Origin of the sequence: Algoriphagus sp. Y33 (assembly GCF_014838715.1) — a bacterium.
In the GTDB taxonomy this organism is placed as follows: Bacteria; Bacteroidota; Bacteroidia; order Cytophagales; family Cyclobacteriaceae; genus Algoriphagus.
The window spans coordinates 5,624,543-5,636,905 of sequence record NZ_CP061947.1 but is presented as its reverse complement, the minus strand read 5'-3'; the positions used below and the strand labels follow the sequence as shown (position 1 = coordinate 5,636,905).

The 12,363-nt window shown below is 42.7% G+C and carries 13 protein-coding genes; 1 reads left to right on the top strand and 12 read right to left on the bottom strand.

Annotated elements, in window-relative coordinates:
* Positions 1 to 27: 27 nt before the first annotated feature.
* The 3 genes from ID165_RS23150 to ID165_RS23140 all read right to left on the bottom strand — a co-directional run bounded on the left by ID165_RS23150 (position 28) and on the right by ID165_RS23140 (position 2,326).
* Positions 28 to 240 carry a hypothetical protein gene (locus ID165_RS23150; protein WP_192347789.1) on the bottom strand — a complete coding sequence of 71 codons (213 nt, stop codon included), beginning with the start codon at positions 238 to 240 and terminating at the stop codon, positions 28 to 30.
* A 12-nt stretch (positions 241 to 252) separates the two neighbouring features.
* The gene (locus ID165_RS23145) at positions 253 to 1,275 is read right to left on the bottom strand and encodes an LLM class flavin-dependent oxidoreductase (RefSeq protein WP_192347788.1); all 1,023 of its coding nucleotides are present in this window, start codon (positions 1,273 to 1,275) and stop codon (positions 253 to 255) included.
* A 142-nt stretch (positions 1,276 to 1,417) separates the two neighbouring features.
* Positions 1,418 to 2,326, bottom strand: coding sequence for a DUF1080 domain-containing protein (locus ID165_RS23140; protein ID WP_225586878.1), 909 nt, complete (start codon positions 2,324 to 2,326; stop codon positions 1,418 to 1,420).
* A 77-nt stretch (positions 2,327 to 2,403) separates the two neighbouring features.
* Between ID165_RS23140 and ID165_RS23135 the strand changes: the two genes are divergently transcribed.
* Positions 2,404 to 3,246: an AraC family transcriptional regulator gene (locus tag ID165_RS23135; protein ID WP_192347787.1), complete on the top strand. Its 843-nt coding sequence runs from the start codon at positions 2,404 to 2,406 to the stop codon at positions 3,244 to 3,246.
* A gap of 146 nt (positions 3,247 to 3,392) precedes the next feature.
* Here the strand turns inward: ID165_RS23135 and ID165_RS23130 are convergent, their stop codons facing one another.
* From ID165_RS23130 to nqrF, 9 genes are all read right to left on the bottom strand, one after another.
* Positions 3,393 to 4,310 (bottom strand): cation diffusion facilitator family transporter, encoded by a 918-nt coding sequence (locus tag ID165_RS23130; protein WP_192347786.1) that lies wholly within the window; start codon positions 4,308 to 4,310, stop codon positions 3,393 to 3,395.
* 17 nt (positions 4,311 to 4,327) lie between these two features.
* Positions 4,328 to 5,038, bottom strand: coding sequence for a siderophore-interacting protein (locus ID165_RS23125; protein WP_192347785.1), 711 nt, complete (start codon positions 5,036 to 5,038; stop codon positions 4,328 to 4,330).
* Between the two features lie 78 nt (positions 5,039 to 5,116).
* A complete protein-coding gene (locus ID165_RS23120; RefSeq protein WP_192347784.1) occupies positions 5,117 to 5,971 on the bottom strand; it encodes a helix-turn-helix transcriptional regulator in 855 nt (284 codons plus the stop codon).
* Between the two features lie 239 nt (positions 5,972 to 6,210).
* Positions 6,211 to 7,527, bottom strand: a complete 1,317-nt coding sequence (locus tag ID165_RS23115; RefSeq protein WP_192347783.1) for a pseudouridine synthase — start codon at positions 7,525 to 7,527, stop codon at positions 6,211 to 6,213.
* A gap of 260 nt (positions 7,528 to 7,787) precedes the next feature.
* Complete coding sequence (gene murQ / locus ID165_RS23110) at positions 7,788 to 8,600, bottom strand: N-acetylmuramic acid 6-phosphate etherase (protein WP_192347782.1); 813 nt, start codon at positions 8,598 to 8,600, stop codon at positions 7,788 to 7,790.
* A 104-nt stretch (positions 8,601 to 8,704) separates the two neighbouring features.
* Entirely contained in the window at positions 8,705 to 9,559 is an 855-nt protein-coding gene (locus ID165_RS23105) for an N-acetylglucosamine kinase (RefSeq protein ID WP_192347781.1), read from the bottom strand.
* Positions 9,560 to 9,787, bottom strand: coding sequence for a cytochrome b5 domain-containing protein (locus ID165_RS23100; protein ID WP_192347780.1), 228 nt, complete (start codon positions 9,785 to 9,787; stop codon positions 9,560 to 9,562).
* Positions 9,787 to 10,938, bottom strand: a complete 1,152-nt coding sequence (locus tag ID165_RS23095) for a formimidoylglutamase (RefSeq protein ID WP_192347779.1) — start codon at positions 10,936 to 10,938, stop codon at positions 9,787 to 9,789. The genes ID165_RS23100 and ID165_RS23095 overlap by 1 nt, the downstream gene beginning before the upstream one ends.
* An 83-nt stretch (positions 10,939 to 11,021) precedes the next feature.
* The gene (gene nqrF, locus ID165_RS23090; RefSeq protein ID WP_192347778.1) at positions 11,022 to 12,326 is read right to left on the bottom strand and encodes an NADH:ubiquinone reductase (Na(+)-transporting) subunit F; all 1,305 of its coding nucleotides are present in this window, start codon (positions 12,324 to 12,326) and stop codon (positions 11,022 to 11,024) included.
* Between the last annotated feature and the right edge of the window lie 37 nt (positions 12,327 to 12,363).

The following is a 12,363-nucleotide window of genomic DNA, read 5'->3' as shown; positions in this document are numbered from 1 at the left end:
AGACTCCATACCCTGGATCGTGAAGCCTCACTTCACCTGCAAATCATTAATCCGGTTCAGTGTGCTCAAGGAATCCCATAGGGATTGCCAAGCATCACCTGCCTGCTGTGCTCCGTCTAACAGGATGAAATCCGAACCGATTTCCCATCCCATTTTTTTGAGGTGGTACCCGGCAGAAAGTCCGGCTTGCCCAGCTCCTATGATGGCAATTTTTGTTTTATAACGGATTTTTACAGCCATTTACATCCTCTCTTAGCGCCAACCCAATTCAGGCGCTACAAAGTTTAAAATGGATTCGAGCACGTGCACATTGTAAGCTACTCCCAGTGTATTGGGAATGGTCAATAATAACGTGTCTGCTTCCTGAATCGCTTCATCCTGAGCAAGCTCTTTGATCAATTGCTCGGGCTCGGCAGCATAACTTCTACCGAAAATCGCACGTTTATCGGCTTCTATCATTCCTACTTTATCGGTTCTATTTGCTTCGCGTCCAAAATAATACTTATCCTGATCGTTGACCAATGCAAAAATGGATCGGCTCACCGAAACTCTCGGTTCCCGCTGATGTCCCGCTTTTTTCCAGGCTTCTTTGTAGGCTCTGATTTGTTCGGCTTGCTGAATGTGAAATGGTTTTCCGCTCTCGTCGTATTTCAAGGTTGAACTTTGTAGGTTCATGCCTATTTCTGCCGCCCAAACGGCAGTAGCATCCGAAGCAGAACCCCACCAAATACGGTCACGCAATCCTTCTGAATGCGGCTCTACTCTCAACAATCCAGGTGGGTTCGGAAACATTGGGTTGGGGTTAGGCTGTGCAAAGCCAACGCCGTTTAGTTTGTTAAAAAATTCCAGTGCTTTCCTTCTCCCCATGTCGGCATCGGTTTCACCATCTTCCAAACCGTAGCCGAAATACTTCCATCCGTCAATTACCTGCTCCGGTGAACCTCTGCTGACTCCTAGCTGTAATCTACCTTCAGATATCAAATCGGCAACACCTGCATCTTCTATCATATACAGTGGGTTTTCATAACGCATATCGATGACACCGGTTCCGATTTCAATTTTTTGGGTTTTAGCCCCTATAGCAGCTAACAAAGGAAACGGTGACGCCAATTGTTGGGCAAAGTGATGTACTCTAAAATACGCACCATCAATCCCGATTTCTTCGGCTGCCACCGCCAGATCAATGGACTGAAGCAAAGTATCGCTTGCAGTATTTGCATCATAAGCAGGGTGATTTGCCCAGTGACCAAAGGATAGAAATCCTATTTTTTTCATTTATTATTTTATCTCCTTAAATGAGCGTTCGCCCAAGGTAAAATTAAAACGTCTCTAATAAGCTCTCAAACATCTTTTCATCGAAATCTGTTCAGTTTGTAAACAAACTCATTGGGATTAATTTGAATATACCATTCCCTGCTTATTCATCAAATAACCCCTCGTAGTTCTTCGGCATCTCTGTCAACGGCCTAATTTGAATATCTTTGTAAAAGACTTCTGCTGCCTCGCTTTGCAACTGGATTTTCCCTTCGACCAGAGGAACATTCTTGCCATCTTCATTTTTATAGCGTGAGTTTTCCAATACCATAGCTACCTTACCGTTGACGATATGAAGGCTCTTCTCCTCAAACGTAATGAGTTCGAGTGTAGTCCATCCTCCCTCGGGAGTTTCAAAGTTGGCTGACCTCAGACAGAAGACATCTCCGCCACTTTGGAAGGGACGAAACGGTTGGGTTACATCTGCTACCGGGCTCATTTTGTCCCCTTCCGGGGGAAAAGACCGGATATCAATACCCGAAGTAGCCTGACACCAAAAGTCACCCATGTGGCCTTCCATCACCTGAAATTCCTGTGAAAGCATCCAAGACCTCCAGTATTCAACTCCGGCTTCACCGATGGAATGGTACAGAATTCCTGAGTCCCTCAGTAACTCTTTTCGCGGTTCATATTTGTCTATGCCCCACTTTACCTGAAGTTTTAAGTGATAATTCCTATAGGACTTTCGGGTAAAAATGCTACCATATATTTCACCGCTCACCCGCAGAATCGGACCATCCGGCTCATCCAGAATTGTAAAAACACCAAATTCATCTTTGTTGTAGCCAATAGGCTCGATGTCCACACCATTGACATCTTGTGGTACTTTTCCATTGTATCCAGGCTTGTGTCTATAGCTGAGGTAATTTTCCCAATTTGTCAACTGGCTATCTAAAAGCACCTCCCATCCGTCATTCGTTTCCTTTGACGGCTGGAAAATAACCGTTAAGATAGATACTAGTACAATCACAAAGAAATTCATACTGTCGCCTTTATAGGTTAATAAAGTCAAAGTTAGGTCGCCGTCATTCGAATCAAATTGTATAAACCCATTATTAATAGGTACATTTCATAGCAAATTCGACACCGATGAAACGCTATTTATTACATACTCCTTTTAACATTTACCATTTTGAAGCCGGTGAATGGCAGCACCCACTCCACAATCACACATACTTCGAGATTATTTTTATACTTAGAGGAAGTGGAGTACATCACCTCAATGGCAACCGCTTTGACTATGGGTATGGGGATGTGTTTCTCTTAGGACCTGAGGATTTTCATTCCTTTGACATCAGGGAATTAACCGAGTTTTGTTTTATTCGATTCAATGAGCCCTTTAGTAGAATACTATCTCTAAGCGATGAATCCAAAGGGAAATCCATCATAGAAACTTTGCTCCATATTCCTTTGCAAAGCCGTGGCTCATTAATAAGAGAAAAACAGGATAAAGCTAAGCTGTTAAATTTGCTTTCGGTCCTTGAGAGTGAATATGACAATAAGCAATCTCCCTATTATGAAATAGTTCGTGACAGCCTGATGCGAACTATTTTGATTATTCTTGCCAGAAAACTAAGGCAGTCCGACGAAGCAGGTCAGATTTTGTCCTATTCCGATTCTGTTGAGTCTATCTTATTGTATGTAAAGAAAAATATCTATTCCCCTTCAAAGCTGAGAATCGAAGTGTTGGCAGAGAAATTTAACATGGCACCAAATTACATCAGTATTTTTTTCAAGAAACAAGTTGGTGAATCCATCAAACAGTACATTACAAATTATAAATTCGGACTGATTGAAGCCAGACTTACCTATAGCAAGCTTACCCTATCAGAAATTGCCCATGAGTTCAGTTTTACCGATGAAAGCCATTTCTGTAGACAGTTCAAAAAATATTGCGGAGTCACTCCTACTGAGTTTAGGAAGAGAAATTAATTTCGGGTTATGTATTAGGCTTCGTTACGAAAACATACTCCCTTCCTTGGCTGCTTATTATCCCGCACAGGGAATACTAATTCCAGAGGATGGATAACATAGGATAACATCCGGATTGTTAGCGCCTTCGGTTGTTTTCCTTTTGTTTAGCAACTTACAAATCTACAATCGTTCATCGTTGTTTCGATCTGTACAGTCGGATGCTGGACTTTGTATTTAGCCATTACTTGCAAAATAGACGGAAGAACAGCTACTTCTCCATTTTGGTCTATCGCATTAACAACAGCATGTAGCGAGCCGATATTGTAGTCACCTTCCAATGTCCAAATATGCAGGTCATGGATATTTTCGATACGGGGAATCTGTAGCAATTCGTCGGAAAGCCGGGCTACATCCACGTTATCGGGAACGGATTGCATCAAAATTCCCATTGTGGAAATCAGGTTTTTAGTTGCATTGTATCCTATGAAAATCCCGATTGCGATAGCCAGCACACCATCTATCCAATACCAACCTGTAAAATAAATCACGACGGCTCCAATCAAGACCGCTACCCAGCCTAAAACATCTTCCAACAAGTGTAGCATTATTGCTTTTTTGTTAAAATCAGCATCGTGTGAATGGCTGTGTCCGTGATGATGGGAATGTCCATTTGAATTTTTAATTCTCAAAAAGGCAAAGCCATTAACGGCAATACCCAAAACCGCCAGAAATAACATCCCCTTTCCATCTACTATTTGAGGATTGATAAAAGAATGATAAGCACTGGTGCACATAAACACAGCACCTATCAATAAAAACAGCGACATACCGATGGCCGACAGTAGTGAGAATCTTTTGTACCCATAAGAGAATTTAGGCGTGCGTTTTTTCCCCGAAAGCTTTTCCAACAGCACTGCCAGGCCAATAGCTATAGCATCCGCAAAATCGTGAAATGCATCCGCAAGAATAGCGGTTGAGTTGGTCAAGATTCCCCCAACAACTTCGACTATTGAAAACAAAACATTAAGCCAAAAGGCTAATGATAGGCCCTTCCTATCCGAGTGGTTATGTGAATGTGACATTTTATTTGATTTTTAATTTACAATCCTTTCTTACCTTCAAGCCAATAGCCTTGAGCACGTATTTTTCCGACGGTCTTTTCTTTCAATACTTTTCTGAAAGTTTGGACGGATTTTACATTGCCGGTCAAAACAAAGCTTGCCTGCTTCCGATCAAGAGTTTTGAAAATTGATAAGTCACTTACCCATTGTTCATTTCTGAAAGTTTCCTTTTTTGAAAAAACAGTGACGTTATCTATCCCCAAAAGGTGTGGGACGTTTCTATTTTCATCCCCCAGCTCAAAGAAGAAATGATATTGATGCTTACTTTTCTTTAGGATGGGGAGGGCGGAACAGGCTAGCCCGATAGAAGTTTCGTCTCCGAAAAACACTTGCTGCCTAATCTCTGGACTGAATAACCTTTTCCCTCTGGGTGGACTGATATACACTTCGTCATTTACCGCTAAGGTGTCTATGTATTCACTGCCAACACCATTTCCATGAATATGGAAAAGAATGTCCAAAACACCCATATTCTTGTCGTAATGCGCTGCCGTGTAGTTTCTTAGCTCTGTTTCACTTACACGGATCACATTTGCGTATCCTATCTGGAAATCCATCTTTGCGATATCCCCCTGAAAACGTACCAGCTTTATGCGCCGGCTTATATAAGAGGTCTCTACAACCTTCACGTTGGGGCGAAGCGCTCCCTCGAATAAATTCCCCACCCATTTTGGTATGCTTGAAATCATTGCCTGTACTGATTAATTCATCGCAAAGGAACTATGGATTCCTAGTAGAGGAAATACTTAAACAACGTAGCTATTGGACTAATCGAGGTTTTTGTTCCGAAAGGTGATTGCCGTCATTCCGACCACTTTCGTAAAAAGACGTGAAAAATAGGGGTAATCATCGTAGCCTAGTTCTGCTGCGATTTCTTTTACCGATTTGTTGGAATGATAAAGCAAGCGCTTTGCTTCCAATATAACACGGTGCTGTATAAGGTGCGAAACGGTATTCCCTGTTGCGTTTTTAACACATTCATTCAAATAGGGCGAAGATATATTTAAGAGTTTAGCGTATTCGGACGGTCGTTTCAGATAGGTAAAGTTATGCTCCAGCGAAGTTTTAAATGCCTTTGTAACTGTTTCAAAGCGTGAAAATTTTTCCGCAGGCTTTACATTTTCCAAATAATGGGAAAGGATCAAAGCTACCAATGCATTACAGGTGTCTTTCAGTAAAGCATGGTATATGCTGTCCGGTTTTCGTTCTACTGCTTTTATACATAGTACTGCTGTATCGATAATTATCGACAAGCGGCCACCTTGGATAGCTAATGGTTCAGCAGGTACGATCTCTTCCAGTAAGTTCAGATATTCTGCATTTAGACTTTCGTTGTTGATCAGTAAGCCGAAGTACTCGGCTCCTTTGGTTTTTAAAAATCGATGTACCTGATTTGGATGAATGTATAGTACAGCTGATCCTTTAATGATGTGTTTTTTGAAATCAATTTCAAAAGCTGTGGTGCCTTTTTCCTGTATAATAAAAAAATGAAAATCGTGCCTGTGAGAATGGCTTGCCTCTTCCAATGGTAAATTGCTCGCAGACATTCTCCCCACGACAATTCCTCCTTTATATTTATCAGGGAGGGAATGTACAGGGATGGATTTTTTCTTTGGGGGCATTTTTTTTGATTCTATTGACTCCACCAAAGATAGTTATTGATTTATTACCCTTTCCAGTGTCTGAAGTCGTTGAAAATTCAAAATCTTCGAGGTTTGGGGAACCTCGAAGGTTAGCAGTCTGGAGAATCCAAATAGAGGCCAGATTTAGTGATGCGAATCCAGCTTCCGGAGAAGCAGGACAACATGGTAACTTAGCGGTTACTAAATGAAAAAAGCTCCCAAATCAGGAGCTTTTACTACTATATAAAGAACTTCAACCGGATCACTTCCTGCTCTGATAGGAAGCGGTAGTGGCCCCGTTTCAGATCTTTTTTATCCAATCCTGCAAAGACCACACGGTCAAGTGCGGTCACGTCATAGCCCAGATGGGCAAAGATTCTTCGAACGATCCTGTTTCTTCCTATGTGAATCTCCAGGCCAAGTATAGTCCTATCCAGTGACAGTACCTGCATATCATCCACATCCGCTTTGCCGTCTTCCAATGTCAAACCCTCGATGATAGCCTCTTCGTCCTTCTTGGTAAGCGGCTTATCCAAGGTCACCTGATAGATCTTCTTGATCTCATTGGAAGGATGGGAAAGCTTAGCTGCCAATTCACCATCGTTGGTGAACAATAGCAAACCGGTTGTATTTCTATCCAATCGCCCCACAGGAAAAATCCGCTCCTCACAGGCATTCCCAACAAGGTTCATCACTGTCTTACGGTCCATGGGATCATCAGTGGTGGTGATAAAGTCCTTTGGTTTATTTAGCAATACATACACAGGCTTTTCAGGATTGATTTTCCTTCCCTGATATACTACCCGGTCAGTTCTCTTTACTTTGCGACCTAGCTCAGTGCAGATTTCTCCATTCAGCGTGACCAGCCCTTGGCTGATCAGTGCATCCGCCTCTCTTCTACTGCATATACCGGAATTGGCGATGTATTTATTCAAACGAATCAGATTATCCTCATTCTCCAGCTTTTTCTTCTTCTGGGGAAGGGAATCAAAATTATAATCCGGTCTTTCTACATTGGCGTCCTGATCTACAAAGCGCTTTTTGCCAAATCCTCTTGTCTCTTTCTTATCAGACTTGTAGGTAGGCTTGCCTTCGGCAAAAACCGGCTTTTGGTCCCGGCCGCGTCCTTTGTAAATAAGTCCGCCTGTCTTTTCGGAAGATTCAGGCTTGGCGGATTTCGCATCTCTTTGATAAGGCTTTGGTCCTTCTGCCTCATCCTTTTTGGCAAAAAATTGCTTTTTCGGTGAACCAAAGTCCTTCTTGTCGGAGAAGTCCGAACCTTGTTCTTTTTTATTTCCAAAAGGCCCCTTTGAGCCGAATTTTTTTTCTCCAAGATTTTTAAATCCTTCTTTCTTGGGTCTTGGTTTTTTGCTGAAGTCAGAAAAATCATCCTCTCTTTGTCCAAATGATTTCTTTGCCGGACCGGACTTTGAAAAACCGGAGTCTTTGGATTTTTTGAATCCATCAGACTTTCCTTTGTAGCCTTCTGATTTAGAATAGCTGGAGTCTTTTTTTCCTTTGCCGAAAAACGGCTTTTTTGAATTGTTATCTTTCATAGAATTGCAGCATCACTGCTGGATTGATTGTGTATAATTAAGCAATTGGATATCAATCCCTTAATTGGGCTGCAAAGATACAGTCTATCTGGGGATTTCTAATCATCCAATAGAAAAATAATGTTTTTTCAATTAGGAGACACGAACATGGGCCACTGTAAAAGTTACTGAGAAACCTGCCAGGTTTTTTTAAAAAAATCTTGCAAACCGAATAGTATATCAGGTTCCGCTGATAGAAACCCGGCAGATTTAGGTAAACTCTAGTTCAGATTTTTATAGAAATACTCTGTCGCCTTCCGTACAGATCCCTCGCTCAGCAAAAGTTGATTAGCCGTTTCCTCATCAAGTCCAGTAGCTTCCATAATCATTTTGGTTCCGCGCTGCACCAATTTGGCATTAGAAAGTTGCATATCCACCATTTTATTTCCTTTTACCTTTCCGAGCTTGATCATCACAGTCGTGGAAATCATATTGAGAATAAGCTTCTGCGCTGTCCCTGCTTTCATTCGCGTGCTTCCGGTAATGAATTCCGGTCCCACCACTGCTTCAATCGGATGGTCAACTTCCCTGGAAAGCGGAGAGTCAGGATTACAGGTGATGCTTCCTGTCAGAAGGCCTTTTTCACGTGCTGATTTCACTCCACCGATCACATAGGGAGTAGTGCCCGAAGCCGCTATTCCTATGACAGAGTCATTGGCATTGAAACCGTGCTCCATAATGTCATCCCATGCCTGATCCGGATCATCCTCCGCGTTTTCCACCGCCTTTCTGATCGCCCTATCTCCCCCGGCTATAAGTCCCAGCACCATATCAAAAGGGACGCCATAGGTTGGCGGACATTCAGAAGCATCCAGTACACCAAGTCTGCCGCTTGTGCCTGCCCCTATATAGATCAATCTGCCTCCCTTTTCCATCCGAGGAACGATCTCTTCCACCAAAGCACATATTTCGGGAATCACTTTCTCTACAGCAAGGGGCACTTTCTTATCTTCTCTGTTGATGTTTTGCAACAAATCCAACACTTCCATTTGCTCCAAATTATCGTAAAGTGAGGTGCTCTCTGTTACTTTCATGTGTTTATATTTTGATTTTCATAGGTTATAACCTGTCCCGTCCGCCGAGGTGGATTGGGAGAATCTCGCATGGCGAATAATCATTCTAGTGTATGTAGCCTTTGTCATGCTCTATTCTCCAATTCCTCTTTGTGATAAAGAGTCAATCCTGCAATAGGGCTTTCAATTATCAAATTAACATTAATCTGCACATCTGAGGCAGCCTTACGAAGAATATCGCTATTGTAATATGCAATAGACCCTACGAAATTTACAGGCTTACTAATATAATCATCATACTTCATCACATGCTGCCTAAAGAAGTCCTGAAAGGAACTATAGTAAAGCATGTAGCAGTATGGATTGGATTTATGCTCGGTAATAAATCTACAAAAACTAGCCATGTATCGATTTGGGAATGGCTTCTGATAGACATGCTCTTGGATTGCGATATTGGTGAGGTTGAAGCTATCAATTAAGTCTTGCTTGATCTGGGCAGGAATCTCATCATTGATAAAATCTTTCAACAACTTCCTCCCTACATAGCCTCCCCCACCTTCGTCTCCAAAAATATAGCCGGGAGAAGGACGAGTGTCTACTATCTGTACGCCGTCATAATCACAGCTATTTGATCCTGTCCCCAGTATACAAGCAATTCCTGCTTGGTGACCGCATGTTGACCTTGCGGCGGCATTGAGGTCATGGTCCACAGTGATATTAGCATGTGGAAAAACAGTCTTAAGTGCTGAAGAAACCTCATTCTTTCTATCAGGAGAGGAGCAACCGGCTCCATAGAAAAAAATTTCTTCAATTTCAGCAGCCAAATTAATAAGGACATCATCCTGCATTTGAATTGCCATTTCCTCAGCCGTTTGATAATAAGGATTAAACCCCATACCCCGGTGTTGGCTAATTCTTCGGTCTGCATGTATCACTCTCCAGTCCGTCTTGCTGGATCCACTATCTGCGATTAAAATCATCTATGCTAATTGTCCAATGGCTTGAAATTTACCAAATACTTTATCTGTGTGAGGAGCGTCAGGCAACTCATCTGTAAGGTCCTGCCCTGCCCAGTGCTCGTAATGCATCCCCTTCTTCCAAAGTCTGGAACCGCTTACATCATAGATTATTCCTTGGAAAGCGACCCAGATCTCAGGTTTGTCCTGGCCATTGCGCAATGCCAACTGCTGCTTTGTGTATATCTTCATCAGAGCATCTTGATTTGAGCATTGATCCAGCGCTCCGGAATCTCGCCTTTCTGGGCCATTTGATAGTCAGCGTAGCTGCAAGGAACCGTACTCACCCTATCAAACTTCTCTGTCACGTTCTGCGGGATTTCCATCCACCATTTGCCACTTCTTTTGCTTTTATAGAAAACAAGCGTACTTGGTTTAGTATCCAATGAAACAGTGTACTTGATGTAATCACTGCTCTTGAACGAAAGACTGTCCTTGCGGGAATAAAAGCCCTCCAAGAAATACCAGATCATTACCGAAACTACTTTCGCCGTCTTGTTCGCCGCATCATCATAGTAGGGTTCATAGCCATAAATACCTATAGAACTCAGTTTTTCATTGGTACCGGCAAACCAACAAATCTGACAAGCCTCTTCTGCTGTCAATCCAAACGGCTCAGCGTTCACAGCACCCGGCGCATCAGCAGACTGAATTGCACATAGATCAAAGCTCAGTAAATCCGCATTTCTGATCAGTGGCTCCACTTCCTTGAATTCACTTCTTAATTCTCCCAAACGCACATGTTCAAAATAGAGCTTTTCGACCACATTAATCAGGGATGGATCCACCAGAAAACTCTGATAAGCCAAATGCGCTGAGGAAAACAGAAAATTGGGCTGGTGAAGAATAATTTCCTGCGTATGCTGATCGGCCAGTGGCCCTTCTTCTTCCATATCCAATTTGGCATCTACGGTCAATAGACTCACCAGTTTTTTCATTTTCTGATAAGACAAGTATTGTCCATAGTCCAAGTCATGCGATCCTCCGAAATATATCGGCAGAATCTGGCGCTTCATCAGGTAATCCCCCACTTCCTGCATTTGCTGGTAAGTATCGCTTAATTTCTCTCCGGAAATCAAATCACCAAGGTCTGCCACTCTATATGCGCCAAATCCTTTTTTAAGATCGTAAAGCTTCTCCCGGATCTCACTGCTTCCCCTGTCTGCACTCTCTACCTTTCCTAGTCCCCTGTTTTCTTTGATCCCCACGAGAGCTATTTGTACTCCTTTGAGATCAGGGAATTCTTCTCCGAAAAAGTGGATTTGCTTGAAAAATGAATTGTTTGGATATTTTTTCTGCCAAAGGTATTCGGCTACAGGATCAAAGTAGGATTGGATATTCATAAGGGGTAATAGTCTGTGGTAAAAATAATCAAAAAAGGGTCTTAAATAAAAAATCCCGCCTGAGCGGGATTTTTTGTTTTGTATCAACCTCCGAAGTCATCAAATCGGATATTTTCCTGAGGAATTCCCAGATCATCCAGCAGCTTAAGCACTGCCGAGTTCATCAAAGGAGGGCCACACAGGTAGTATTCTACCTCATCCGGCTCAGGGTGATCCTTCAGATAATTGTCATAGAGTACTTGGTGAATGAATCCAACATATCCATCGGCATCCTTATCATCGGGGGATTTTTTTATCTTCCAATTGTCTTCCGGCAGTGGCTCTGACAAGCCGATATTAAATTGGAAGTTAGGGAAATCTTTCTCAATATCTCTGAACTGAGGAACATAGAAAAGCTCCTTTTTAGATCTACCTCCGTACCAGTAAGATACTTTTCTACTGGTTTTCTCTGTATGGAAAAGATGGAAAATCTGCGCTCTCAACGGAGCCATACCTGCCCCACCACCGATGTAAACCATCTCACGCTGGGTAGGGTTAATGTGGAATTCACCGTAAGGACCTGAAATAGTCACCTTATCGCCCGGAACTCTGGAGAATACATAAGAAGAACAAACTCCTGGATTCACATCCATCCATTTGTTATTGGCTCTATCCCACGGCGGGGTGGCTATACGGATGGTAAGCATGACGATGTTACCTTCTGCAGGGTGGTTAGCCATGGAGTACGCTCTGAACAACTCCTCGTCGTTTTTCATCGTCAAGTCCCAAAGACCAAACTTGTCCCAGTCACTTTGATATACATCTGCGGGGTGGCCCAAATCAGGATGTGGAGTGATATCCATTCCTTTGAAGTTTACCGTCACGATTGGAACATCTATCTGAATGTATCCACCCGCTTCGAAATCAAGTGTTTCTCCCTCAGGAAGCTTCACTTTAAATTCTTTGATGAAAGTAGAGACGTTATAGTTAGAAATAACCTCGCACTCCCATTTCTTAATGCCGAAGATTTCTTCAGGCACCCGGATCTTCATGTCATTTTTCACTTTCACCTGACACGCCAGACGGACGTTACTTTGCTGCTCTGCCCTGCTCAAGTGGCCTACTTCGGTAGGGAGAACTTCTCCACCGCCTTCTTCGACCACGCATTTACACATTGCGCAAGTACCACCACCCCCGCAAGCGGATGGAAGGAAGATTTTTTGGCCTCCCAATGTAGAAAGCAGGGTAGTTCCCGCTGCAGTTACAATCGGGGAGCTCTCGTCACCATTGATGATAATGTTGACATCGCCCGAATTGACCAGCTTAGACTGGGCAAAAAGGAGAATAAATACCAGTAGCAGTATGATTACTGTAAAAGCTACAATGGAAGTAATAATTACTGAACCCATGAAATTTTGGTTTAATTTTTCTTATGGATTGGCCCAA

Coding starts and splice junctions, on each gene's coding strand:
- ID165_RS23150 (WP_192347789.1), bottom strand. CDS start 240: ATGGCTGTAAAAATCCGTTATAAAACAAAAATTGCCATCATAGGAGCT.
- ID165_RS23145 (WP_192347788.1), bottom strand. CDS start 1,275: ATGAAAAAAATAGGATTTCTATCCTTTGGTCACTGGGCAAATCACCCT.
- ID165_RS23135 (WP_192347787.1), top strand. CDS start 2,404: ATGAAACGCTATTTATTACATACTCCTTTTAACATTTACCATTTTGAA.
- ID165_RS23130 (WP_192347786.1), bottom strand. CDS start 4,310: ATGTCACATTCACATAACCACTCGGATAGGAAGGGCCTATCATTAGCC.
- ID165_RS23125 (WP_192347785.1), bottom strand. CDS start 5,038: ATGATTTCAAGCATACCAAAATGGGTGGGGAATTTATTCGAGGGAGCG.
- ID165_RS23120 (WP_192347784.1), bottom strand. CDS start 5,971: ATGCCCCCAAAGAAAAAATCCATCCCTGTACATTCCCTCCCTGATAAA.
- ID165_RS23115 (WP_192347783.1), bottom strand. CDS start 7,527: ATGAAAGATAACAATTCAAAAAAGCCGTTTTTCGGCAAAGGAAAAAAA.
- murQ (WP_192347782.1), bottom strand. CDS start 8,600: ATGAAAGTAACAGAGAGCACCTCACTTTACGATAATTTGGAGCAAATG.
- ID165_RS23105 (WP_192347781.1), bottom strand. CDS start 9,559: ATGATTTTAATCGCAGATAGTGGATCCAGCAAGACGGACTGGAGAGTG.
- ID165_RS23100 (WP_192347780.1), bottom strand. CDS start 9,787: ATGAAGATATACACAAAGCAGCAGTTGGCATTGCGCAATGGCCAGGAC.
- ID165_RS23095 (WP_192347779.1), bottom strand. CDS start 10,938: ATGAATATCCAATCCTACTTTGATCCTGTAGCCGAATACCTTTGGCAG.
- nqrF (WP_192347778.1), bottom strand. CDS start 12,326: ATGGGTTCAGTAATTATTACTTCCATTGTAGCTTTTACAGTAATCATA.